The following is a 23,016-nucleotide window of genomic DNA, read 5'->3' as shown; positions in this document are numbered from 1 at the left end:
GCGCTCAGCGGACCTCCAGCGCTGCCGCCGCGTCCATTTCCTCGTGCAGCTTGCGCTCCTCGTCCGCATGCGGCTTGGTAAAGCGGGCAATCACGAGATAGGCGACCGGCGTCAGGTAGAGCGTGACGATTACCGCAAGGCCGAGGCCGCCGACGAGCACCCAGCCGAGCGCGATGCGCGCCTCGGCACCCGCACCGCTTGCCAGCACCAGCGGCACCGCGCCGACGATGGTGGCAATCATCGTCATCATGACAGGGCGAAGGCGGATGTTGGCTGCGTTCTCGATCGCCGAGCGCACATCCTGGCCGCGATCGCGCAGCTGGTTGGCGAACTCGACGATGAGGATGCCGTTCTTCGCCATGATGCCGACGAGCATGACAAGGCCGATCTGGCTGTAGATGTTGAGCGTATTGCCGGTCAGGATCATCGCAAAGACGGCGCAGGCGAGCCCGAGCGGCACCGTCGACATGATGATGAGGCCGCTGACGAAGCTTTCGAACTGGGCCGCCAGCACCAGGAAGATGATGACGAGGGCAAAGCCGAAGGTGACGAACAGGCCATTGGCGTTTTCGTTAAGCGTCGCGGCTTCGGCAAGCGGCATGATGCGCGAGCCGGGCGGCAACAAGGGTTCGGCCATCTGCTCAACCATGGTCAGCGCTTCGCCAAGCGCGAGGTCGGACTTGAGGCCGGCCGAAAGCGACACGGCGCGAAGTTGCGATTCCCGCGACAGCTGCGGCGCGACCGCCATTTCCTCGACGCTGGCAATCGTCGACATCGGCACGATCTTGCCGTCACCGGCCTTCAGGAAAATGTTCTGCAGGTCGGTTGGGTCGTTGACCGGATTGGTCGAGGACAGCAGCTTCACCGGATAGGATTCGCCGTCGACATAGACGTCGACGACGCTGTTGCCGTCGAGCATGGCCTGCAGCGCCCAGGCAAGGCCGCCGATATCGACGCCCATGTCGGAGGCACGCTCGCGGTCGATGGTGATCGATAGCTGCGCCTGGTTGGCCTCATAGTTGAGGCGGACGTTTTCGAAGCGGCCGGTGTCTTCCATCTGGCGCACCAGCTTTGCCGCGGCATCGCCGAGTTTGTTGTAGTCGTTGCCGACAAGCGCCACCTGCAGACCGCTGCCAGCGCCGCGAATGCCCAGGCTGTTCGGCTGCATCGCAAAGACGCGCACCGATGGAATACGCCCCGTCACCTTGTTGATGTCGGCGACGATCTGCTGCTGGGTGCGGTCGCGCTTGTCCCAGGGGGCCAGCGTCAGCACCATGAAGCCGCTATTGACCGAACCGCCCTGCCCGGAGATGGAAAAGATGTTGTCGATCTCGCCGGATTTGACCAGCGTCTGCAGCCCGTCCTCGATGCGGCGCATCTGCGCCTGGGCGTATTCGAGCGAAACGCCCTGCGGTGCGTTGATGCGCATCATGATCTGCGAGCGGTCTTCGGTCGGCGTCAGCTCCGATTTCAGCGTCAGGAACCCGACAGCGCCCATGGCGGTGAAGAAGCCCGCGATGACGAAGACGATCAGCGGCGCATTGAGGCAGGCGCGCAGCGTCACGCGGTAAAAGCCGGCCGCCCGCGCGCCAAAGCGCGCCATCGGTCCGGGCACCGTATGTGTCTCCTTCGTCAGCATGCGCGAGGCGAGCATCGGACAGAGCGTCAGCGATACGAAGGAGGACAAGAGGATCGCGAAGGCGAGCACGAAGCCGAATTCGCGGAAGAGACCGCCGGTCTGCCCCGGCAGGAACGACAGCGGCACGAAGACGGCGGCAAGCGTTGCCGTCGTTGCCAGCACCGCGAAGAACACTTCGAGCGTGCCGTGTACGGCAGCGGCCCGGGGCCCAAGCCCCTCGGCCCGCCTTCGCACGATGTTTTCCAAGACCACGATCGCGTCGTCGACCACGAGACCGGTCGCAAGCACGATCGCCAGCAGCGTCAGGATGTTGATCGAGAAGCCCGCCATGTAGATCGCCGCCACCGTGCCGATAAGCGCGATCGGCATCGAAATGGTCGGGATCAGCGTCGCCCGCCAGTCGAGCAGGAACATGTAGATGACCAGCGTCACGATGAAGACGGCGACGATCAGCGCGATCTCCACCTCGTGGATGGCGCCGTTGATGAAGACGGCGTCGTCGCTGGTGATCCGGAGCTGCGTGCCTTCGGGCAGGATCTGCGTCTGGATGGTCTCGACGACCTTGCGCACGCCCTCGGAAATATCGACCGTGTTGGACTGCGCCTGACGCACGATGCCAAGGCCGATGCCCTGGCGGCCGTTGGAGCGCAGCGCCGTCGTGCCGGTGTCGGGGCCGAGCGTGACGGTCGCGACGTCGCGCAGGCGCACATTGTTGACGAGGATCAGGTTTTCGAACTGCTCCGGCGTCTGCAGGTCGGCCGTGGCACGCACGGAAATATCCTGGCTGGCGCTGGTGAGCTTGCCGGCCGGCACGTCATAGGAGGCATTCGCCAGCGCGGTGCGCAGGTTTGCGACCGTCACCCCGCGCCCGGCGAGTTTCGCCTGGTCGAGGTCGATGCGGAAAATCTTCTCCTGGTCGCCATAGACGGCGACGTCGGCAACCCCTTCGACAGCGGCGAGCCGATCGCTGATCTCGTTTTCGACAAGCAGCGTCATGTCTTCCATCGACATGGTATCGGAGGTCAGCGCCAGCCGCATGATCGGCTGGCTGTCGGCATCGGCTTTGACGATGCTCGGCTCGTCGACATTGTCGGGCAGCTGGTTGCGTACCCGACCGAGCGCGTCGCGAATGTCGTTGGAGGCCTGGCCGATATCGGTCGTGTCGGAAAACTGCAGCGTCACGCGGCTGCGGCCGAAGGACGATGTGGAGGAAATGTCGCGGATGCCCTGCACGCGCGAGACGGCGCCCTCGACCACCGAGGTGACCTCGCGGTCCATCGTCTCGGGTGCTGCACCGTCAAGCGTCGTCGTTACCGAGATGACCGGCTGGTCGACCTGCGGCAGCTCGCGGATCTCGATGCCGTTCCAGGCGGCAAGCCCGGCGACGACGATCAGCGTGTTGACGACCAGCGCAAAGATCGGCCGGCGGATGAAGAGTGCGGTAAAGCCGGTCTTGCCGCGCTCGCGGGCGGACATCTTGTCGCCGCCTGCGCCGTGACCGCCCCCATGACCACCATCGTGGCCGCTCGCCTGACTGTCGCCCCCGCTCACTTGGTTTCCTCCGCAACCTTCTGCGGTTCTTCCTTGCGCTCGCGCCCGGCGATGCGCACGTCGCCGCCGTCACGCAGCCGCTGCACGCCTTCCGTGACGATCTCGTCACCCTCCGAAAGGGCGGCGTCCACCAGCACCTTGTCCGGATTGCGCTGGATGATCTTCACCGGCACCTTCTCGCTCTTGTCGCCGGCAACGCGCCAGATATAGGAGCCTTCCGAACTCCACTGGATCGCCAGCGGATCGACCGTCGGATAGGTGTCGCCGTCAAACGCGACGGTCACGGAAAAGGACATGCCTGCCCTCAGCTTATCGTCGGGATTTTCGAGCCGCGCACGCACCCTGAGCGTCCGGCTTGCCTGGTCGAGGCGGTTGTCGATCGCGTGGATCGCGCCGTCGAGCTGGTTGGCCGGCTGGGCGATCGCGAAAGCGGTGACCGGCTGGTCGACGCTGATCTTGTTGGCGAAGCGCTCCGGCACCCAGAAATCGACGAGGATCTCCGAGCGATCGTCGACGACGGCGATCGGCGCCGTCGTCGTGACGTAATCGCCGACATTGACGGTGATGATGCCGACCACGCCCTTGGAGGGCGCGACGATGTCGCGGCGCTTGAGGTCGAGCTCGGCGGTCTTCAGCGCCAGCTCCGCCGTCTGCATGGCGATCTCCGCGTCGCGGACGTCGACCGCAGACACCGCCCGCGCCGTGCTGAGGTTGCGGTAGCGCTCGACCTTTTCCCGCGCACTGTCGCGTGTCAGCCGCGCCTGGTCGGCGGCAATCTTCTGGTCGTCGCTGTCGAGCTTGGCAATCACCTGGCCTTGAGCCACCTTTTCGCCGGAGCGGACGAGAATTTCGGTAAGGTTGCCGGTTGCAGTTGGCGTGACTGTGACGGAGTGGATCGCCTCGCCGTTGCCGATCGCGTTCAGCCGGTCGTTGACGACGGACGTGCCGGAAGGTCTGACCATGACGAGGACGGCATTGTTGCCGCCCTGGCCGCGGCCGTTGCCGCGTTCGCCACCCTGGCCGCCACCACCGGCGCCAGGCTTCGACAGGGCATCGATCAGCGGGTGCGAGACGCCGATGGCGGCAAGCGTTTCACCGGCGCCGGGCACAAACCGCACCCAGACGGCTGCGCCCACGAGAAGCACAGCGGCGCTCACCGCAAGCTGTTTCCAAACCCGCATTCAAGTCTCCGAATAAAGCATAAAACACGCCCCAGCGCGGCGCGGCCGGCGGTTCGTTCCGATTGGGCGGAGTATCCCTGTTCGCGCGCGTCGGGGCAATGATCGAATGCCATCATTACGCAATTGTAATAAAAGCGATTTTGTTGGCGGCATGATGGCGTATTTGCACATCGTTCGACGCCGCCGCGCGTTCTATAGTGTTTCACTAGACAATCACCATTTACAGCCGCGAGGACTGCGCTATTCTGCAACCGCCGGCCGCGACGTCCCGCCGGTTTCGCTGCCTGACTTTCAGGTCTCTTGGGGAGGAGAAGACGATGTGCGATGCCTGCGTGATGGAAACGGTGAAGGCGCGCATGCTGTCGCGCCGCAGCTTCTTCAAGGCCGCAGCGGTGGGAACCGCTGGCCTTGCCGCCGCAAGCGTCGGTGCGGCCCCACCCGCCCTGGCTCAAGGGCACACTGAAGTCACCGATCTCACCCACGAGCTGCATGAGGACTTCCCGACCTTCTTCGGCCAGCAGCAGTTTTTCCGCGAGGAAAAGTTCAACTATGCGAAGGACAAGTTCAACATGTTTGAACTGCGGGTGAACGAACACACCGGCACCCATGTCGACGCGCCGCTGCACTTCTCGGCCAATGGCCTCTCGGTCGCCGAACTGCCGGTGGAAAAACTCGTCGTGCCGCTGGTGATCGTCGACATCCGCGCCAAGGCGGCCGCCGATGCGGATGCGCAGGTGACACCTGATGACCTCAAGGCCTGGGTCGCCGCCAATGGCGAGATTCCGGAAAACGCCTGCGTCGCCATGCTCTCGGGCTGGAGCGCGCATATGGGCACGGACAAATTCCGCAATGCCGATGGCGCCGGCAAGCTGCACTTCCCCGGTTTCCATGTGGAGGCCGCGAAGTATCTCATCGAAGAGAGCAAGGCGGCCGGCATCGCCGTCGACACGCTCTCGCTCGACCATGGCCCCTCGCCCGATTTCGCCACCCACTATGCCTGGCTGCCGGAAGGCCGCTGGGGGCTTGAGGCCGCCGCCAATCTCGACAAGCTGCCGGTCAAGGGCGCGACGCTTGTTCTCGGCGCACCAAAACACCGCGGCGGCACCGGCGGCCCGGCCCGCGTCTTCGCGCTGACCTAGGTCCCCGGCCTATTGAGCACAACCAGGGCTTGGCTGAAGCCAGCTTGGCGAGAACACGATCGTATTCGCGTCAACGGCAACCACATGTCCCCGATCGTCGACCGGTTCCGCACCGGCCGCGTCACGATGGGTCATGTGTGCCCAATCGCGGAAAGGACAACGGCTACGCCCAACGCGCGAAAACACCCTAGCCTCCAACGACTTCACTGATCTGCACGATGGGCGCGATGTCCGTATAGTTGGCGACGTCCGCGGCAATCTCGGCGCGGTGGGGACCTAGCGCTTCCTGGAATGTCTTGAGGCTCGGCGCGTAGACGTGGCACGCCGCGACGAACTGCGGCGCGCTTCCAGGCTCGCGACCCGCAAGGCCCTTATCGATCTCGTAGCGCAGGCAGGCATCGCCGAGCCGTTCCTGGATCAGTGGCATGTGGCGGGTGCGGTAGTAGTCGTGATCGAACTTCGAGCCGCCATCGGCCGGATAGTAGACGCTCATCTTGATCATGGTCGGGCTCCTGCCTGAACGCCGCTCCGAGCGTCCGCAACTTCTTCTAGGTCACCGACCAATAGAGCACAACCGGGTCTTGGCTGAAGCAAGTTTGACGCGAGCAAGGCCGTACTCGCTGTGAAAGGACGGCGCTCGTTTGCGGGCAAAAGTCTTCGGGAGTATCTTGGGCAGCGGTACGGGCGATGACGGGGAGTTCGTCATGGTGCCGCATGCGTTATGCCTGACATTCGCACTCGTCTCCGCGGCATCGCTTCTTGCCGGCTGCGGAACCGTGACTGTCCAGGCGGACGACACGACCGGCCCCACCACGAAACTCGAAATCACCGGCATATTGGATGACCACGGCAACCCAGACCCGGTGTTCAATGACAGCAATTGCTGCTCCCGCCGCCGAAGCGTTCCCGATCTGGCGCCCCTTACCATTGCGGCTTCAGCCGAAGACCCTGAGAGCGGCGTGCGCGATATTGCCGTCTGGATCTGGGCCATCAAAGAGTGCCGCTATGACGACAGCAGCGGGGACTATCAGATCACGCAATCGATCGTTGCCGCCGCGGGCACGGCTTCAGGCACGTTTCCGCCCGGCAGTTCCGCTCCTCTCAGCCGCAGCTCCACGGCAACCGTCCGCATGGCCGCAACGCCTTATGGGGCGTGCAACCCGAAGACAGTCACAGTCAACGGCCAGACACGTGTCGTCGCCGCGCAGCCAACCGCCTTCTGCGGCCGCCGGGTCTTCATCGTCACGCAGAACGGCAACGCCGTCCAGGGATCGAGCAAGGGCGTGCTGTTCACGACGGGACCGTTCGGCTCCAACAATCAACCCTGTTCGCAAATCCCCAACTGAACGCATCGGCAACGGCACCCCAAACGAGAGAGTGGCAATCGCCGCGACGTCCGCTATCGTCGTCGCATCAGGCGATCGATCCGGCACGTCCGCCTACCGGAGCCACCAGCGAAGGAACCCCATGAGCACCGTATCCCCACCCGGCAACCCGGAAGCCAATCCGCGCGTCAAAGCCGTGTTCGACGACATCCGCGCCACCCGCAAGTCCGATTTCATCAACAACATGTGGCTGTGGCTTGCCTTTGACCCGGAGCTTCTGGAACAGACCTGGCGCGACGTGAAAGCGGTGATGGCGACGCCGTCTGCGCTCGATCCGCTGGTCAAGGAAATGCTTTACATCGCCGTCTCCGTCACCAATGGCTGCGGCTACTGTGCCCACTCCCATACGGCGGCAGCAAAGGCCAAGGGCATGAGCGATGCCGAGCATGCCGACCTGTTGCGCGTGATCTCGCTTGCCGCCCGCACCAACCAGCTTGCGACGGCTCTCCAGGTGCCTGTCGATCCCGCTTTCGATAAAACGCCTGGGTGAACACCGCCCCAAGAATAAGCGGTCTCGAAATCGCCTGTCTTTCCACAGGCTTGGTGCGGCTGGTGCAGAAAACGGAATAAAAGAAGAACATCCTTTCTGGCCTTTCCCCACCGAATCACTACATTGAGCCGCATGATGAGTGGTTTCGACGACATTCCCTTCTTCGACGAGGAGCCGGCCCCGCGCAAGCAGCAGCCAGCCCCCGGAGGTGTTCCTGCTGCCGGCGGCATCGCCGCACGCGCCATGGCCGCGCGCGATCGCGCCCAGCCGCGCCCGGATTATCTCTCCGGCCTCAATCCGGAACAGGCGGAAGCCGTTGAGACGCTGGATGGTCCCGTGCTGGTTCTCGCCGGTGCGGGCACCGGCAAGACCCGGGTGCTCACCACCCGCATCGCCCACATCCTTTCCACCAACCGCGCCTTCCCTTCGCAGATCCTGTCGGTGACCTTCACCAACAAGGCCGCGCGCGAGATGAAGGAGCGCATTGGCGTGCTCGTCGGCCATGCGGTCGAAGGCATGCCCTGGCTCGGCACCTTCCACTCGATCGGCGTCAAGCTTCTGCGTCGCCATGCCGAACTTGTGGGCTTGCGCTCGGATTTCACCATTCTCGACACCGACGACGTCATCAGGCTGATCAAGCAGATCATCCAGGCCGAAGGTATCGACGACAAGCGCTGGCCGGCCAAGCAGTTCGCCGGCATGATCGACGGCTGGAAGAACAAGGGCCTCGATCCCGCCCAGATCCCCGAGGGCGACGCCCGCGCCTTTGCCAACGGCAAGGGCCGCGAACTTTACGCCGCCTACCAGAACCGGCTGTTGTCGCTGAATGCCTGCGACTTCGGCGATCTGTTGCTGCACCCGATCCGCATCTTCCGCATGCATGCGGACGTGCTAAAGGACTATCACGACAAGTTCCGCTACATCCTCGTCGACGAGTACCAGGACACCAACACCGCGCAGTACATGTGGCTGCGGCTTCTGGCCCAGCGCCCCAAGGGGGTGCCGCAAAACGTCTGCTGCGTCGGCGACGACGACCAGTCGATCTATGGCTGGCGTGGCGCGGAAGTGGACAATATCCTGCGCTTCGAAAAGGATTTCCCCGGTGCCAAGGTCATCAAGCTCGAGCGCAACTATCGCTCGACCGAACATATCCTGGGCGCTGCCGGCCACCTGATCGCCCACAACGAAGGCCGCCTCGGCAAGACGCTCTTTACCGACCGCACCAATCCGGATGACGAGAAGGTGCAGGTCCACGCCGCCTGGGACTCCGAGGAGGAAGCCCGCGCCGTCGGCGAGGAAATCGAGCAGCTGCAGCGCCAGAAGCACAATCTGAACGACATGGCGATCCTCGTGCGCGCCTCGTTCCAGATGCGCGAGTTCGAAGACCGCTTCGTCACGCTTGGCCTCAACTACCGCGTCATCGGTGGCCCGCGCTTCTACGAGCGCCTCGAAATCCGCGATGCCATGGCCTATTTCCGCCTCGTCTGCCAGCCGGCCGACGACCTCGCCTTCGAGCGCATCGTCAACACGCCGAAGCGCGGCCTTGGCGACACAACCGTGCGCACGCTGCACGACTACGCCCGCGCCCGCGATATCCCGATGCTGGCGGCGGCCTCCGAGATCATCGAGACCGACGAGCTGAAGCCGAAGGCGCGCAAGGCGCTGTTCGACGTCGTCACCGATTTCCGCCGCTGGCAGACCCTGCTCGAGACTACGGTTCACACCGAGCTTGCCGAGCAGATCCTCGAGGAAAGCGGCTACACCGACATGTGGAAGGCCGACAAGTCGGCCGAGGCCCCGGGGCGGCTGGAAAACCTAAAGGAACTCATCCGCTCGATGGAAGCCTTCGAGAGCCTGCGCGGCTTCCTCGAACACGTGGCGCTGGTCATGGATGCCGAGCAGAACGAGAACCTCGACGCCGTCTCGATCATGACGCTGCACTCGGCCAAGGGCCTGGAGTTCGACACCGTCTTCCTGCCCGGCTGGGAGGAAGGCCTCTTCCCGCACCAGCGCGCGCTCGACGAGGGCGGCCGCTCCGGCCTCGAGGAAGAACGGCGCCTTGCCTATGTCGGCATCACGCGGGCCAAGCACCGCTGTCACATCTGGTTCGTCTCCAACCGCCGCATCCACGGCCTCTGGCAGTCGACGATGCCGTCGCGCTTCCTTGAGGAGCTGCCGCTCGCCCATGTGGACGTCGCCGAAAACGAGCAGTCCTATGGCGGTTATGGCCGCGGCGGCTACGGCCAGTCGCGCTTCGACAAAGCCGATCCGTTCCAGAACACCTATTCGACCCCCGGCTGGAAGCGCGCCCAGCAGCACCGCTCCGACGCCACCCGCGACAACTGGGGCACCCGCTCCGGCCACGCGGTCGAGCGCATCGGCTACGGCGAAAGCGGCCCACGCGGCCGCACCATCGACGGTGAACTGGTGGCAAAATCGACAGCCACGGAACCTTCACGCTTCTCGGTCGGCGACCGCGTCTTCCACATGAAGTTCGGCAACGGCAACATTGCCGCGATTGAAGGCAACAAGCTCACCATCGACTTCGACCGCGCCGGCCAGAAGCGCGTGTTGGACGGGTTTGTCGAGAAGGCGTGAGGCGGACACACTGGACTGTCATTCGGCACTGGGGAACTGAGCGACGATGCGGTCCGTCTGTTTGGACAATGTAGACCCGACCTATAGAATCGACACATCCGGCACGACCGAGATCGGCAAGTCCTGGCCGAAGATCATCGCACAGGTGATCTTTTTCGTCGCCATGGCAGCGTTTTGCATCTTCATCACCCTCCATTGGTTCCGCACCGACGAGCGTTTCTCGTTGGTCGTCGGTATTGTCTGGAGCGCAGTCTCCCTTTGGATCCTGCTGGCGCTTCTGCGCCAGGCAGTTGGCCTCAAAGGCAGCTTGGTCACGCTTTCCCCCGAGGGACTGATCGACCGACGACTGTCGGATGACAGGATCCCCTGGCCAGCCATTGCCTCCATCAGCGTCGCCCGCCGTGGACTGATCGTGTGGCTCACGGCGGAAGCCGAAATGGCGCTGCCATCAAAGATCCGAAGGAAGACGTCGCGCACAGGCTTGAATTCCACGCCGACGTCGCTGTCCCTTTATTCAAACACGCTTGCCGTGGGACCCAGCCGCCTTCATGACGCGCTATCGCGTTATCACCAGAGATACGGCCTGAAAACCTGAGCCGGACGGAAGGAGGCAGAATGGATTTGTCGAGAAGGTTTGATACAAAACAAGCCCGCCAATAGGTGACAGTTGACCGTAGTTGAGAGAAACCACAACTTGGAACGTCGGCTTCTGATCGACACCTCCCGCACCGTTGAAATCAAGAAATCCTGGCCCAAGCTGATAGGCGTGCTCCTTGCCAGCGCAGCGCTGTCGGCGCTTTCCCTGGCAATTCTACTGAACTGGGTTGTCGAAGCGCCGACCGGTCGTTTGTTGTTCGCCGGCTATCTCGGTGCGGTAGCTTGGCCCATTGCATTTCTCGGTGTGTGGGTCCTCTACGCACCGATGCGACCCAACGTCATCGTGTTGTCGCCCGAAGGACTTTGTGACGCTCGATTGGCTCCGGGCATGATCCCATGGCCCGTGATCGTCAGTGTCAGCGCGGTCGAATACTACAAGCAAAAGATGCTCGTCCTGACACTTGATCCGACCTCCATCGGCCACCTGCACAGAAAAATCGGCACCAAGTTTCGCCGAAGCGGTATGTTTGGAACACCTAAAGGGCTCCTTGTGGTCTCGGCTGGGGTTGCCATTGCTTTCGACGAACTTCGCGAACTCGTCCTTGCCTATCATCGCGATCACGGCCCTACAGCACCGCTGTAGAGCCTGAACCGCCTCAGACCGCCTTCCGATAGACCAGAAACCCCGACTTATCCGCCACCTTGTCGTAGAGCGTCATCGCCGTCTCGTTGGTCTCGTGCGTCATCCAGTAGACGCGCGGCGCGCCGACGGCGCGTGCCGCCTCGTAGACGCCCTCGATCAACGCACGGCCGACGCCCTTGCCGCGGGCTTCCGCATTGGTGAAGAGGTCCTGCAGGTAGCAGTTCGGCTGGATCATCGTCGTGCTGCGGTGGAAGAGATAGTGCGTAAGCCCGATCAGCCGGCCATTACTTTCCGCCACCAGCGCATGCACTGGCTCGTAAGCGTCGAAGAAGCGCGACCAGGTCATGGCGGTGATTGCGGGGTCGAGCGCGGTTTCGCCGGAGCGGCCGTAGAATGCGTTGTAGCCGTCCCAGAGCGGCAGCCACTGCTCATAGTCGGTTCTGGCTATCGGGCGAATCAAAAGGGCGTCGGTCATGTTGGTTCCTGCTCGTTCGAGGCGAATGATGCTTACCGGACAGCATCCGGGATTTGCGCGCAAGGCGCATCTTTGCAACTGACTTTTCCCCCGATAATTGCGAACATTAAACGCGCCTAAAATGACCGGATTTTCAACGACCGAGGGCGGGCGATGAGATGTCTTGGACAAGCACGACACGCTGGCTGGCGGAATTGGGGCTGACGCAATCGCGGGAGGCAGACCGGCAAGGAATTATGGTGGCAAACCTTGCGGCAGCCGTGATCGCCGTTTCTTCAACCGGCTTTGCCATCTTCTATGCGCTTTACCAGGAGCCGAGCCTCAAGAAGCTGGTGGTCTGCAATGTGCTGCTCGCGGCAGCCGCCACCATGACGCCGCTCTGGCACCGGTTTGGCAAGATCGCGTCGGCCCTCTGGGAGTTCGCCATCTGCGCCGTGGCGCTTTCGGTCATCAGCGCCCATATCGGCGGACGGTCTGGCGTGCTGTTCAATCTGCTCGGCGTCACGCCCGTCGCCTTCGCAATTCTCGGGCTTGAGCACTGGAGGCTGGTCGCCTGCCTGGGTCTCGTCTCCGCCGCCACCATTGTCATCGGCATCGCCGCCTATCCGGAGCCGCAAGCCGGCGTCTACCAGGACGAGAGCTTCCTGCTCCTCATCAACACCTCGACCATGCTCACCGTCACCCTCCTGATGTTCGCCACGATGCACTACGCCCTGTCGCTGGCGCGCGAGGCGCAGATGCGGCTGAGCAACCTCATGCTGTCGATCATGCCTGCGGAAATCGTCGAGAAACTGCACAGCGACGACCACGCAGCGACCGTCAAGAAGTTCGACACGGCAACCGTGCTGCTCATTGATATCGTCCAGTTCGTCAGGCTTTCCAACGAGATCGGCCCGGAACGGACGGTTCAGCTGCTCGACGCCTTCTTCTCGGCCCTCGATGCGGCGTCGGCCCGCTACGGCGTGGAAAAGATCAAGACCATCGGCGATGCCTATCTTGCGGCGGCAGGCGTTCCAAGCGCCCATCCGAACGGGGTCGAGGCCGCCGCCAGCTTCGGCTTCACCGCCCTTGAAATCGCCGGCCATGTCGGCAGGGCGCATGGCGTTGCGCTTGAACTGCGGATCGGCATGGCGTCGGGAGCGGTGACGGCCGGCGTTCTCGGCCGCACCCGTTATGCCTATGACATCTGGGGCGCGCCGGTGAACCTTGCGGCAAGGCTCGAGGCGATCGGCCAGGCCGGATGCATCGTCACCACCCGCGAGGTCAAGGCGGTGCTCGAGGAGAAATTCACCTTCGAAGCCGGCGAACTCGCCAACATCAAGGGCTTCGGCAAGACCGAGACCTGGCGGATGACACAGCGCCGCTAGAGAAACACAGCGGCCCGACGCGGTGCCGCGCCCCTTCACCACCTGAGAGCGGGATGCCCTAGCCTTTGGTCATCGCCGCCGTGATTGCCTCGACGTCGGTCATGATCGCATCGCCCATGAAGACGATGTTGTCCATCGAGCGTTCGCCGGCCTCGTGGTGCCCTGCTCCGCAGGCGTCGCGCACGACGACGGGGACGAGCCCGAGATCGGTCGCGTGGCGCACGGTCGGGTCGATGCCGATCTCGGTGGCGATGCCGCAGATGGCAAAGGAGGTAAGCCCGAGATCGCGCAGGATCATCGCAAGCGGCGTGCCCTCGAAGGCCGAGAATGTGATCTTGTCGAGGATCGCTTCGTTCTCACGAGGAGCAAGCTCGGGCACAAGCTCGAAGCCCGGTGAGCCGCGCAGGAACCAGGGGTGGACCGCATCGGGGTCGTCGGTGCGCTGCCAGGCCATCGCCTGGCGCATCTGGAAGGCGCCCATCAACGGCTTCGGCATCGACAGATGCCGCAGGAAGATGACAGGAAATCCGCCCTTGCGTGCCGCCTCCAGCACTTTCAGCACTTCAGCAAGGATCGCCGGGCCCTGTCTGACCTGATTGGTGATCCCCACCTGCATGTCATAGACGACAAGCGCCATCCGGTCGGGACGGCAGAAATCTTCAAGCGTTCTGCCGATTTCCAGTTTCTTGGCCATGGCACCTCCTCAAGGCCGCCTCCTCCGGCGGCCGCTCCCGGCAACAACTCGCGCCGGGAATGTGGCGCGCGAACCCGGCGGTTGCAATACGGATCAGACAGCAAGGTGCAACTATTCGGATACGAAGCGACCACCCCCAACCGGCTCAGCCGGGTCGCTCCAGCAGCTCCGCCTTCCGCATCAGCGCCACCACCTCCTCGTCGCTCGTCTGCTCGAAGTCGCGGTAGTGCAGCCCGACGGCGCGGAATGCGAAGGGGGTGGCAAGGCAGACGATGCGGTCGACGGAGCCTTTGAGCACCGCAAGCTCGCTTTTCGGCGCCACCGGCACGGCAAGCACCAGCCGACGGACGCCCATGCGGCCGAGCGCCTTGATCGCCGCCCGCACCGTGCCGCCGGTGGCGATGCCGTCGTCGACGAGGATGACCTCGCGACCTTCGGGCGATATCGGTTTGCTGTCGCCGAAATAGAGCGCTCGGCGACGCAGGATCTCGGCGTGCTGACGCTCGGTCTCCGCTTCGACATAGCCTGCAGGCGGATGCACGAGCCGGATCGCCTCGCGGTTCAGCACCAGTTCGGGCACGTCGCCATCGACCAGCGCCCCAAGCCCGAACTCCAGATGTCCCGGTGCGCCGATCTTGCGCACGATCAGGATTTCAAGCGGCGCGCCGATGCGAACGGCAATTTCATAACCGACCGGCACGCCGCCGCGCGGCAGCGCCATCACCACCGGATCATCGAAGGCCTCGCCTTCGATCACGGTCGCGAGCTGCCGCCCGGCATCCGCCCTGTCTTCAAAGATCCATGCCCCCGTAAACACCCTTGTCTCTCCAAGGTTTGGCCCAGCCGGCCTCTCACTGCTCGACGACACCGAGCTCAACCTGGGCAGCGCGCCGCGACATCAAATCCGGCAGACGAGCCACGGTCGGTGGCTCGCTCTCGCAACCGCTGTTAACAACCGTGCCATTCCCGACCAATCGTTAAAATTGCAACGGATTTGGCCGGGTTTCGTTAAGGCGCCATCGCTACCAATTGGCATCTTACATTCTGGCTGAGACGCAAGCCGCCTTTGTTGATTTTAGCACGACAGGCCGTTTCGAAATGAGCTTTCTCCCTGCCATATCCATCATTGCCCTTTTGGCGATGCTGCCGGTCCTGATTTCACTGCGCGCCTCGATGGTCGAGGGCGGCACGGATTTTGCCGCTGCCTGCGCGATTGCGGCGGCAGCGACCCTCTTTCTGATGCTCTCCGAATTCCCCACGCTTCGGCTGCTCTTCCCGATCGGGGTGGCGCTCCTGGCGGGCGCCTGCGCGTTCATGCTGTCGGGCTTCCATCGGGCACTGGATGTTTCGAAACGCATATCGACGCTGTTGGTTGCCGCGGCATCGGTCGCGGTCCTGACGTTGCTGCTTGCAGCCTTCGGCGCCAGCAGCGTCACCCTGCATGCGCTATCGGCGATCGGTATTGCCGCCGCCTTCCTGTTGAACATCGCCGTCTGTTCGCAGCACCGGCGAAGCGCCCCTGGCCCTGTCGAGCGCCTCGTCGTCATCGCCCTTACGGCCGTCGGCTGCTCCGCGCTCATCGCCGTCACCCTACTGTCGCCTGTCGCCCACGCAACCGCCTCCACGCGGATCGAGCCTGTGAGCTGGGATATCGCCTGCGCGGCCATGCGGTATTTCTACCTGCCGGCCCTGTTCCTCGGCGTCATCCTGATGATCCAGAACCGGGTGATCACCGACCTCAAGAGCGCGATCGCGCGTGACGAATTGACCGGCGTGCTGTCACGCCGTGCCCTGCTCGATCTTGGGCAGCGCACCCTGGCCATGAGTTTTGCGCGGCAGCGGCCAGCCGCCTTCCTGCTGCTCGATCTCGATTACTTCAAGCAGATCAACGACCGCTATGGTCATGCCGTCGGCGATGCGGCTCTCGGCCATTTTGCCGGTACCGTCACCGCCTGTCTTGCCGGGCGCGGCACGCTCGGGCGCATCGGCGGCGAAGAGTTCGGCATCGTCCTGCCCAATCACTCGGAAAACGCAGCCTTTGCGCTTGCCGAGGAGATCGGCCGCACGGTGCGCGACACGCCGATCGGCCGTTTCGACCGTCCGATCCAGCTGACGGTCAGCATCGGCCTTGCCGAGGCGACCCCTGGCGATACGATCAGCGACGTCATGATCCGCGCCGACATGGCGCTTTACGACGCCAAGGCAGACGGACGCGACCGCTGCACGATTGCCGGGCGCTTCCAGCCCGACGCGAGCGCTCGGGCCCTTGCCGCCGCAGCAGCGCAGATGCGTGCCGCCGACGTCAGAGCCTTCGAGCCACAACTGCTGCGCGACGCCGGCTGAGGCCGGATCGCCGCCTTGTAAAGCCGCTTCCCGAACCTATGTGAACCTGGCTGCCCGACTTCTGGCCTCTTGCATCTCTGACGATGCAAGGACAGACAGTCATTCAGGTTTATACAGCCGCCTTGCGCCGCAGGCGCGGCGCTGACGGAGGACATTTCATGCTGCGTGCCATTCGTGCCGTCACCCTTGCCGGAGTTGCCGCCTTTGCGGTGGCCGCCCTTACGGCTGCCGCCCTGCCCGCCCGGGCCGAAACGGTCGGCGAGGTCGGCGTCGACTGGCTCGGAAACGACATCATGATCGATGCCGTCAGCGACCCCAAGATCAAGGGCATCACCTGTCACGTCACCTATTTCGACCGCAGCGTCATCGACCGGTTGAAAAACGGCAACTGGTTCGAGGACCCGTCCAACAACTCGATCGCCTGCCGACAGACCGGGCCGATCGAGATCGGCGACATCGAGCTTTCCAAGGAGGGAGAGGAGGTCTTTCGCGCCGGCCTGTCGCTCGTCTGGAAGAACCTGCTCGTGACGCGCATCTACGATCGCAAGAACGACACGTTGATCTATCTTGCCCATTCGCGGGAATTGACCGACGGCTCGGCCAAGATGTCGATCACGACCATCCCGCTCTACGGCCAGACTGTCACCTGGCAAAACGGCAAGCCGCAATAAGGAAGATTGTTTCCGGCGCTATCGCGCGAGGCGACCCTTGCCGAGGGTGAAGCGCCCGCCCATTCGTGGGCGCTTCCAAAGCCTCGTCGGAGCGAAACGAGGAATTAGGCCGGCGGGAGATCCGCCTGTTCCCCGCTCTTTCCGCCCTCAGGTGCACGCACATGAGGGCCGGATGCTTCAATAGTTCGTCGGCGGAACGATGCCCTGGTAGTAGTCGCCATCACCGCCCTGGTATCCACCGTAGGGATTGCGATCGCGATAGACCGGGGTCGGTGCGGACGTTCTGTTGATGCTGCCCGTCGACATCGTATCGACGTTAGCGGTCGGCCGCTTCATCGTCGGCATGGCCTTGTGCATGCTCTGTGTTCCGGGAGGATTGTTGACGTCGATGCCCGGGTAGTAGCTGTCGGCCAGAGCCGGCGAGGCCATAACCATCGTTACGGAGAGCGCGGCAATGAGTTTCCTTGCAGAGATTGTCATAGGTACAACTCCTGTTGCTACAGCGCCGCGCGCCTTACCGGACGCTCAAAGGTCGCCGTAGAGCTTTGAACTTCTGCATGCTTTTGTCCGTTGCTCGGCTACGATCAAAGGAAACATGCAGTAAGACCAGGCACCCGGCCTCCGTTCAGGCACCCGGCAACACCGGTAAAGTAGTACAAGTAACCCGCCCAGCCACTTGACGTTTTGTCACAATGGCATCGCCCAAGCGTGAAGTTCATTGCCGAAGTTTAACTTGACCGTCGACCTCCAGTACCGGCCGCGCAACATCTGATCATGCCAGAACGCAAAAGGCCCCGGCGCGCTGCGCCGGGGCCCTTGCAAACATAATGCGAAATGCTTCAGGCGGCCTGCGCCAGCTCGTCGGCAATGACCGTGTCGAGGTTGAGGAAGCAGACCATGGTCTTCTCCAGCGCGACGATGCCGCGGCAGAAGGCGCGCTGCGCTTCCGGAATGATTTCGGGCGCCGGCTGAAGGGCCTCGCTCTTGATCGTCATCATGTCGGAGACCTGCTCGACCAAGAGGCCGACCAGCTTGCCGGCGATGTCGGTGACGATGATCGCCGAGCGCTCGGAAGGCTCCGTCATCTTCATGCCGAGGCGGGCCGCCATGTCGATGACCGGGATCACCGCACCACGCAGGTTGATGAGGCCGAGCACGTAAGGCGGCGTGTGCGGCATCGGGGTGACCGGTGCCCAGCCGCGAATTTCGCGGATCGCCATGATGTCGATGCAGAATTCCTGGTCGCCGAGATGGAACGACACGATTTCGAGATAGGCACCGGACTGCTTGATTGCATTGGTCATGATCAGAATTCTTCCCAGTTCTCACCGGAGGCCGTCGTCGACGGCACCGAGCCCGGTTTGTTGCCGAATGCGCCCGCAAGCTTGCCCATCAGGGCTTTGGCGGGGGATGGAGTAGGAAACGAAGCCATTTTGGCAGAGCCGATCTTGCGCAGCGGTACTGCTTCGCTGGCGCCTCTCGGCGCCGGCCGCTGAGCGGAAGGCGGGGAAGCCGTTCGTGCCGGCGTAGGGGCTGCGGCCTTTGTCGATGGCGCGACCGGCGTCGGTGCGGCAGTCGGCATGGCGCGCTGCATCGAGTGTCCCTCGCGGAACTGGCCGACGAGATCCGTCAGGCGCTCGGCATCCTGCGCCAGCGTGTGGCTCGACGCATTGGTCTGCTCCACCATCGCGGCATTCTGCTGCGTCATCTGGTCGAGCTGGCCGACCGCGGTGCTGATTTCGCCGAGACCGGTCGACTGCTCGCGCGCCGCCATCACGATCGAGGTCATGAGTTCGTTGATGCGGGCCACATCGGTGCCGATCCGCCCCAGGGCGTCGCCCGTCGCCCGCACCAGCTTGACGCCGCTGCCGACCTCGGTGCCCGAGCGCGTGACCAGCGCCTTGATGTCCTTGGCGGCCCCTGCCGCGCGCTGCGCCAGTTCGCGCACTTCCTGTGCGACGACGGCAAAGCCCTTGCCGGCTTCGCCCGCCCGCGCCGCCTCGACGCCGGCGTTGAGCGCCAGGAGATTGGTCTGGAAGGCGATCTCGTCGATGACGTTGATGATCTTGCCGATCTCGTTCGAGGCGCCCTCGATGCGCGCCATGGCGGCGATCGCCTCGCCGACGATGCGGCCGGATTCCTCGGCATTGTCGCGCGTCTGGTCGACCATGCGGCTTGCCTCTTCGGCGCGCTGGGTCGCCGTGCGAACGGTCACGGTGATTTCGTCGAGCGCTGCCGAAGTCTGTTCGAGGGACGCGGCCTGCCGCTCGGTGCGGCGCGCCAGGTCGTCGGCGGCGGTGCGCATCTGCCGGCCGTTCGATTCGATCGAAAGCGCGTTTTCCTTGACGCTCGAAAGCACCACGCGCAGGCGCTCGACCGTCTGGTTGAAGTTCTGCCGGAGCTGGTCGAGATTGCCGTCGAAAGGCCGGTCGATGGCAACGGCAAGGTCGCCTTCGGCAAGCTGCGTCAGCGCGCGGCCGAGATTGTCGATCGCCGTCTGGATGCGGCGCACCGCTTCCTCGCGCTCGCTTTGCTGCAGTTCGCGTTCCCTTTCGATCTCGCGGCGGCTATGTGCCGCGCTCTGTTCCAGCGACTGTTTTTCGATCGCCGAAAGGCGGAAAAGGTCGACCGAGCGCGCCATCGCGCCGATCTCGTCACCACGGTCGAGCGCCTCGATTTTTGTCGCAAGCTCGCCCTTCTGGATCCGCTGCATGCCGTCGCTGAGGCCCTGGATGCCGCGGCGCAGCGTGCTGCCGTGGAACCAGAGCAGATAGAGCAGCGCCGCCATGGCCAGCAGGCCCGAGGCGAGTTGAAGCTGGAACGCCTGGTCTGAGGCAGAGCGCGCCTCGGCAACGCGTGTCTGCACCAGGGTGGTCGCCGCCTCGGAAAGGCTTGCCAGTGCGGTCGCGAGCCGATCACCGGCGCCGTCGATCGCGTCGTCGATCTTGCCGAACTCGCCGGCCGGCGCCTTGGCCTCGATCAGGGATTTGAGATCCGTGCCGACCGCCTGGCGCAGCTCGGCGACATCGGCATCGAACGTGGAAAGCACATCGCTGCGGCCAAGCAGCTCGGCGAGCGCCTTGATGCCGGCCGCCCTGGATTCGATCTGTTTCAGGATCTCGGCAATGCTGGCGGCGCGCGCCGGCTGCAGCACGCCTTCGTCGCGATCGACGATGCTGTCCATCGCATTGAGCACGAGATTGGTCGTCGCCAACCGGATTTCGTCGACCGTGGTCAATCCATTCTGCGCCGCGATCGCGCCCTGCAGGGCGTCGTTCGCCAGGCGGCCCTCATACCAGCCGACCCCGAGCACCGAGCCAAAACCGACAAAGGCCGCACCGGCAAGAGTGGCCAGCCGCTGGCTGACGGAGAGATTGCGCTTCAGGGAGACAGATGAGGCAGTCATAGGGAGTCCATGGTCACGGACCCGCAATAGGCGGATCCTCCTCGATCGATGCGGAAAAGCCGGGCCGATCAGACCGGATGACGCTCATGTCATGTCAGAGCGTGAACACTCTCCCCGCGTGGAAAAACACTGTCAAACAGACCTTAAACATTCGCTAAGGCAGGCCCTTGATCCCCATCGAAAGCGGTTATTTGCGTTATTGCGCATATTCTCTGCAAGCGTTGGTATTTCCGGTGTTTGCGGGCACAATCGATCAGAGCGCTTCGGCCGGGTTTTCCACCGTCGTGCAACGGCGCGACGGGACCACCGCGCCACCGCGAAAACCACGCAGCTTCCCCTCGCCGCCCGAACTGCTATGATGGCGCCATGAACACCAAGTCGCAGCGCTCGATCCGCCTTCCCCTTGCCGCAAGCCTTGCGGCCGCGATCGCGCTCGTCCTCGTGCTTGCCTTCCGCGGCTGGATGGAAAATGGCGCCGAGATGTTCCTGGCGCTCGCCCAGTCCGGGCTTTCCTGGTGTCTCTAGAACCGCCGCTTTCCTGAACCCGAGGACCAACCCTCTCGACGCGAGCAGGCATAGGACGTTCTTGAGTCTGCGGGCAGAAGATCTGCGGCAACGGGACGGGGGGCAGTCGTCAATCGGCCTCGCACAACCTGCGGCAATTGTCCCATTTGCGCGGGGTTCGTGAAGGCGGTATCAACGAGCGATCAACCGGACAGGGCCGTTTGGCCAAAACAGAATCGGCAGCACGCATGAAAACCATCCGCATCGTCCTTTGGGCCGCCGTCGTCGCCATGGCCGGCATTCTCGGCTGGCTGACCTATGAAATGACCCAGTCGAAGCAGGTGGCCACCGCCGGCCCCTTCGGCGTTCCCTTCACGCTCGTTGCCCAGGATGGCAAGGAGATCACCGAGAAGGCCTTCACCGGCAAACCGACGGCTCTCTTCTTCGGCTTCACCCATTGCCCGGAAGTCTGCCCGACGACGCTGTTCGAACTGAACGGCTGGCTGGAAAAGGTCGATCCCGAAGGCAACAAGCTGCAGGCCTATTTCATCACCGTCGATCCCGAGCGCGACACGCCGGAAATCCTCGGCCAGTACGTCTCCAACGTCTCCAAGCGCATCACCGGCATTTCCGGCCCGGCCGACAAGGTGATGGAGATGGTCAAGGGCTTCCGCGTCTATGCCAAGAAGGTGCCGACCGACCCTGCCAAACCGGACGGCGACTACACCATGGACCACAGCGCTTCCGTCTTCCTGCTCGATGCCGACGGCAAGTTCTCCGGCACGATCGCCTACGAGGAAAACCCGGAGACGGCGGTCAAGAAGCTGGAAAACCTGACGAAGGGCTAACGCCTTCACCACAAAGCACCTTTCGCAAGCGCCGGCCCCGCCCGGCGCTTTGCGTTTGCAGGGCAATCGTGATAGCGCACAGCGCAATATTTCGCCGCCGTCCAGTGCGCCGCCTTGCGGTTTGATGCAGACAGCGGATTTGCCAGCCGAAGGACAGAGCCTTGAGCGAGATCAGACTTTTCGTCACCACCACCGAGAAGCAGGCGGAAGCCGTGCTCGACCGCCTGAGTGCGGTCTTCGGCGAAGAGGATTTCGCCATCGGCACGACGGAAGTCGACGAGAAGCGCGATATCTGGGAAGCCTCCATCTACATGATGCGGGTTGACGAAGAGAGCGTGAACGAACGTCTGACCGACGCGCTTTCCGAGGATTTCGCCCACCTGCCGATCACCCGCGAAGTGCTGCCGGATATCGACTGGATTGCCAAGTCGCTCGAGGGTCTCGCGCCGGTGCGCGCCGGCCGCTTCGTCGTGCACGGCTCGCATGACCGCGACAAGGTGAGGACCGGCGAGATCGCGATCGAGATCGATGCCGGCCAGGCCTTCGGTACCGGCCATCACGGCACCACGGCGGGCTGCCTGGAAGTGCTTGCCTCGGTTGCCCGCACCCGCACCGTGAAGAACGTGCTCGACCTCGGCACCGGCAGCGGCGTGCTGGCGATTGCCGCCTGGAAGCTCATGCACGTGCCGGTGCTTGCCACCGACATCGACCCGATCGCCACGCGCGTGGCAGAGGACAACGCCCGCGCCAACGGCGTCGTCACCGGCATGACCTTTGCCACCGCCCCCGGCTTTCACTCGACTGCCTTCAGCTCCAACGGGCCGTTCGACCTGATTATCGCCAACATTCTGGCCCGCCCCCTGATGAAGATGGCGCCGCAGCTCGTCGCCAACCTCGCCCCCGGCGGCTCGGTGATCCTGTCGGGCATTCTCGCCTCACAGCGCTGGAAGGTGCTCGCCCACTACAACATCCAGCATCTGCGCCACGTGCGCACCATCTGGCGCAACGGCTGGGTGACGATCCACCTGGAGAAGTAGTCTCAAGCCCTCAGCTTGTGATCGGTGAAAGGCTCGTTGCGAAACCTTGAAGACCTGCGACCTGTCCGTCCCGGGCCTGTCTATTCGCACAGCGCGTCCGCGCTGTGAAACGACCTTCTGCCGGCAGAAGCGCGGGGCGGATACCGGCTTCGCGCGCAAAAGCCGAGCCCTGACAAAAAACGAACACGCTTCGCCGCCGAAAATCCAAACGCGCTCCGAAAACGAAAAGGCCGCCTCGTCCATCATGACGGGCGGCCTTTCGAAACTAAGGCGATGCCAGGGGCATCGCCTGCTGGCTGGCTTGTGACCAACCATGCCCGCGAGCCTGAGGAGGAGGAGTGCTCGAGCGGGCGTCTACCGTTCCGAAGCTGACCACCCTTGAGGGAGGAGGAGAACAGAGTGACCAACTATTCTCGGAACCGCAGCTTTTTGAACCACCGGATGTTCG

At 63.6% G+C, this 23,016-nt stretch carries 21 protein-coding genes; 12 read left to right on the top strand and 9 right to left on the bottom strand.

What is annotated here, in order from left to right; genetic code table 11:
• Window positions 1-4 precede the first annotated feature (4 nt).
• A complete protein-coding gene (locus tag VGO04_RS15075) occupies window positions 5-3,115 on the bottom strand; it encodes an efflux RND transporter permease subunit (RefSeq protein ID WP_327496779.1) in 3,111 nt (1,036 codons plus the stop codon).
• A gap of 71 nt (window positions 3,116-3,186) precedes the next feature.
• A complete protein-coding gene (locus VGO04_RS15070) occupies window positions 3,187-4,371 on the bottom strand; it encodes an efflux RND transporter periplasmic adaptor subunit (RefSeq protein ID WP_327496769.1) in 1,185 nt (394 codons plus the stop codon).
• Window positions 4,372-4,688: 317 nt separating this feature from the next.
• On the opposite strand from VGO04_RS15070, the gene VGO04_RS15065 reads away from it, so the two are divergent.
• Window positions 4,689-5,510: a cyclase family protein gene (locus tag VGO04_RS15065; protein WP_327496768.1), complete on the top strand. Its 822-nt coding sequence runs from the start codon at window positions 4,689-4,691 to the stop codon at window positions 5,508-5,510.
• A gap of 187 nt (window positions 5,511-5,697) precedes the next feature.
• Here the strand turns inward: VGO04_RS15065 and VGO04_RS15060 are convergent, their stop codons facing one another.
• On the bottom strand, window positions 5,698-6,012 hold the full coding sequence (locus VGO04_RS15060) for an EthD family reductase (RefSeq protein ID WP_327496767.1): 315 nt from the start codon (window positions 6,010-6,012) through the stop codon (window positions 5,698-5,700).
• A gap of 202 nt (window positions 6,013-6,214) precedes the next feature.
• Here VGO04_RS15060 and VGO04_RS15055 point away from each other — a divergent pair, with 202 nt between their 5' ends.
• The 5 genes from VGO04_RS15055 (at window position 6,215) to VGO04_RS15035 (ending at window position 11,223) form a co-directional block, all read left to right on the top strand.
• Window positions 6,215-6,856: a hypothetical protein gene (locus tag VGO04_RS15055; protein WP_327496766.1), complete on the top strand. Its 642-nt coding sequence runs from the start codon at window positions 6,215-6,217 to the stop codon at window positions 6,854-6,856.
• Between the two features lie 121 nt (window positions 6,857-6,977).
• Window positions 6,978-7,385 carry a carboxymuconolactone decarboxylase family protein gene (locus VGO04_RS15050; protein WP_327496765.1) on the top strand — a complete coding sequence of 136 codons (408 nt, stop codon included), beginning with the start codon at window positions 6,978-6,980 and terminating at the stop codon, window positions 7,383-7,385.
• 132 nt (window positions 7,386-7,517) lie between these two features.
• On the top strand, window positions 7,518-9,983 hold the full coding sequence (locus VGO04_RS15045) for an ATP-dependent helicase (protein ID WP_327496778.1): 2,466 nt from the start codon (window positions 7,518-7,520) through the stop codon (window positions 9,981-9,983).
• 145 nt (window positions 9,984-10,128) lie between these two features.
• Window positions 10,129-10,578, top strand: a complete 450-nt coding sequence (locus VGO04_RS15040) for a hypothetical protein (protein WP_327496764.1) — start codon at window positions 10,129-10,131, stop codon at window positions 10,576-10,578.
• A 99-nt stretch (window positions 10,579-10,677) separates the two neighbouring features.
• Window positions 10,678-11,223 (top strand): hypothetical protein, encoded by a 546-nt coding sequence (locus VGO04_RS15035; protein ID WP_327496763.1) that lies wholly within the window; start codon window positions 10,678-10,680, stop codon window positions 11,221-11,223.
• Between the two features lie 13 nt (window positions 11,224-11,236).
• On the opposite strand, the gene VGO04_RS15030 is transcribed toward VGO04_RS15035, so the two are convergent.
• On the bottom strand, window positions 11,237-11,698 hold the full coding sequence (locus tag VGO04_RS15030; RefSeq protein ID WP_327496762.1) for a GNAT family N-acetyltransferase: 462 nt from the start codon (window positions 11,696-11,698) through the stop codon (window positions 11,237-11,239).
• A gap of 158 nt (window positions 11,699-11,856) precedes the next feature.
• Here VGO04_RS15030 and VGO04_RS15025 point away from each other — a divergent pair, with 158 nt between their 5' ends.
• A complete protein-coding gene (locus VGO04_RS15025) occupies window positions 11,857-13,065 on the top strand; it encodes an adenylate/guanylate cyclase domain-containing protein (protein ID WP_327496761.1) in 1,209 nt (402 codons plus the stop codon).
• Between the two features lie 58 nt (window positions 13,066-13,123).
• Here the strand turns inward: VGO04_RS15025 and VGO04_RS15020 are convergent, their stop codons facing one another.
• Window positions 13,124-13,759: a cysteine hydrolase gene (locus VGO04_RS15020; RefSeq protein WP_327496760.1), complete on the bottom strand. Its 636-nt coding sequence runs from the start codon at window positions 13,757-13,759 to the stop codon at window positions 13,124-13,126.
• Between the two features lie 145 nt (window positions 13,760-13,904).
• Complete coding sequence (locus tag VGO04_RS15015; protein ID WP_327496759.1) at window positions 13,905-14,576, bottom strand: phosphoribosyltransferase; 672 nt, start codon at window positions 14,574-14,576, stop codon at window positions 13,905-13,907.
• Window positions 14,577-14,857: 281 nt separating this feature from the next.
• On the opposite strand from VGO04_RS15015, the gene VGO04_RS15010 reads away from it, so the two are divergent.
• Together VGO04_RS15010 and VGO04_RS15005 are read left to right on the top strand one after the other, a co-directional pair.
• Window positions 14,858-16,102 (top strand): GGDEF domain-containing protein, encoded by a 1,245-nt coding sequence (locus VGO04_RS15010; RefSeq protein WP_327496758.1) that lies wholly within the window; start codon window positions 14,858-14,860, stop codon window positions 16,100-16,102.
• Between the two features lie 158 nt (window positions 16,103-16,260).
• A complete protein-coding gene (locus VGO04_RS15005) occupies window positions 16,261-16,773 on the top strand; it encodes a CreA family protein (RefSeq protein ID WP_327496757.1) in 513 nt (170 codons plus the stop codon).
• A gap of 177 nt (window positions 16,774-16,950) precedes the next feature.
• Here VGO04_RS15005 and VGO04_RS15000 read toward each other — a convergent pair whose 3' ends face one another.
• The 3 genes from VGO04_RS15000 to VGO04_RS14990 form a co-directional block, all read right to left on the bottom strand.
• Window positions 16,951-17,253 (bottom strand): hypothetical protein, encoded by a 303-nt coding sequence (locus VGO04_RS15000; protein ID WP_327496756.1) that lies wholly within the window; start codon window positions 17,251-17,253, stop codon window positions 16,951-16,953.
• Between the two features lie 359 nt (window positions 17,254-17,612).
• Complete coding sequence (locus VGO04_RS14995) at window positions 17,613-18,077, bottom strand: chemotaxis protein CheW (protein WP_113540693.1); 465 nt, start codon at window positions 18,075-18,077, stop codon at window positions 17,613-17,615.
• A gap of 2 nt (window positions 18,078-18,079) precedes the next feature.
• Window positions 18,080-20,179: a methyl-accepting chemotaxis protein gene (locus tag VGO04_RS14990; protein ID WP_327496755.1), complete on the bottom strand. Its 2,100-nt coding sequence runs from the start codon at window positions 20,177-20,179 to the stop codon at window positions 18,080-18,082.
• A gap of 366 nt (window positions 20,180-20,545) precedes the next feature.
• Here VGO04_RS14990 and VGO04_RS14985 point away from each other — a divergent pair, with 366 nt between their 5' ends.
• The 3 genes from VGO04_RS14985 (at window position 20,546) to VGO04_RS14975 (ending at window position 22,568) form a co-directional block, all read left to right on the top strand.
• Window positions 20,546-20,704, top strand: a complete 159-nt coding sequence (locus VGO04_RS14985) for a hypothetical protein (protein ID WP_327496754.1) — start codon at window positions 20,546-20,548, stop codon at window positions 20,702-20,704.
• Between the two features lie 227 nt (window positions 20,705-20,931).
• The gene (locus tag VGO04_RS14980; protein WP_327496753.1) at window positions 20,932-21,531 is read left to right on the top strand and encodes an SCO family protein; all 600 of its coding nucleotides are present in this window, start codon (window positions 20,932-20,934) and stop codon (window positions 21,529-21,531) included.
• Window positions 21,532-21,692: 161 nt separating this feature from the next.
• Window positions 21,693-22,568: a 50S ribosomal protein L11 methyltransferase gene (locus VGO04_RS14975; RefSeq protein ID WP_327496752.1), complete on the top strand. Its 876-nt coding sequence runs from the start codon at window positions 21,693-21,695 to the stop codon at window positions 22,566-22,568.
• The last annotated feature ends 448 nt before the right edge of the window (window positions 22,569-23,016 follow it).

Source organism: Ensifer sp., assembly GCF_035999185.1.
Classification (GTDB): domain Bacteria; phylum Pseudomonadota; class Alphaproteobacteria; order Rhizobiales; family Rhizobiaceae; genus Ensifer.
Note: the sequence above shows the minus strand (reverse complement) of the source record. Positions and strands in the feature narration are given on the sequence as shown.

What these genes read in the sequence shown, in the direction of transcription:
- VGO04_RS15075 (WP_327496779.1), bottom strand. Translation starts at nt 3,115, where the DNA reads ATGTCCGCCCGCGAGCGCGGCAAGACCGGCTTTACCGCACTCTTCATC.
- VGO04_RS15070 (WP_327496769.1), bottom strand. Translation starts at nt 4,371, where the DNA reads ATGCGGGTTTGGAAACAGCTTGCGGTGAGCGCCGCTGTGCTTCTCGTG.
- VGO04_RS15065 (WP_327496768.1), top strand. Translation starts at nt 4,689, where the DNA reads ATGTGCGATGCCTGCGTGATGGAAACGGTGAAGGCGCGCATGCTGTCG.
- VGO04_RS15060 (WP_327496767.1), bottom strand. Translation starts at nt 6,012, where the DNA reads ATGATCAAGATGAGCGTCTACTATCCGGCCGATGGCGGCTCGAAGTTC.
- VGO04_RS15055 (WP_327496766.1), top strand. Translation starts at nt 6,215, where the DNA reads ATGGTGCCGCATGCGTTATGCCTGACATTCGCACTCGTCTCCGCGGCA.
- VGO04_RS15050 (WP_327496765.1), top strand. Translation starts at nt 6,978, where the DNA reads ATGAGCACCGTATCCCCACCCGGCAACCCGGAAGCCAATCCGCGCGTC.
- VGO04_RS15045 (WP_327496778.1), top strand. Translation starts at nt 7,518, where the DNA reads ATGATGAGTGGTTTCGACGACATTCCCTTCTTCGACGAGGAGCCGGCC.
- VGO04_RS15030 (WP_327496762.1), bottom strand. Translation starts at nt 11,698, where the DNA reads ATGACCGACGCCCTTTTGATTCGCCCGATAGCCAGAACCGACTATGAG.
- VGO04_RS15025 (WP_327496761.1), top strand. Translation starts at nt 11,857, where the DNA reads ATGTCTTGGACAAGCACGACACGCTGGCTGGCGGAATTGGGGCTGACG.
- VGO04_RS15020 (WP_327496760.1), bottom strand. Translation starts at nt 13,759, where the DNA reads ATGGCCAAGAAACTGGAAATCGGCAGAACGCTTGAAGATTTCTGCCGT.
- VGO04_RS15010 (WP_327496758.1), top strand. Translation starts at nt 14,858, where the DNA reads ATGAGCTTTCTCCCTGCCATATCCATCATTGCCCTTTTGGCGATGCTG.
- VGO04_RS15005 (WP_327496757.1), top strand. Translation starts at nt 16,261, where the DNA reads ATGCTGCGTGCCATTCGTGCCGTCACCCTTGCCGGAGTTGCCGCCTTT.
- VGO04_RS15000 (WP_327496756.1), bottom strand. Translation starts at nt 17,253, where the DNA reads ATGACAATCTCTGCAAGGAAACTCATTGCCGCGCTCTCCGTAACGATG.
- VGO04_RS14995 (WP_113540693.1), bottom strand. Translation starts at nt 18,077, where the DNA reads ATGACCAATGCAATCAAGCAGTCCGGTGCCTATCTCGAAATCGTGTCG.
- VGO04_RS14990 (WP_327496755.1), bottom strand. Translation starts at nt 20,179, where the DNA reads ATGACTGCCTCATCTGTCTCCCTGAAGCGCAATCTCTCCGTCAGCCAG.
- VGO04_RS14985 (WP_327496754.1), top strand. Translation starts at nt 20,546, where the DNA reads ATGAACACCAAGTCGCAGCGCTCGATCCGCCTTCCCCTTGCCGCAAGC.
- VGO04_RS14980 (WP_327496753.1), top strand. Translation starts at nt 20,932, where the DNA reads ATGAAAACCATCCGCATCGTCCTTTGGGCCGCCGTCGTCGCCATGGCC.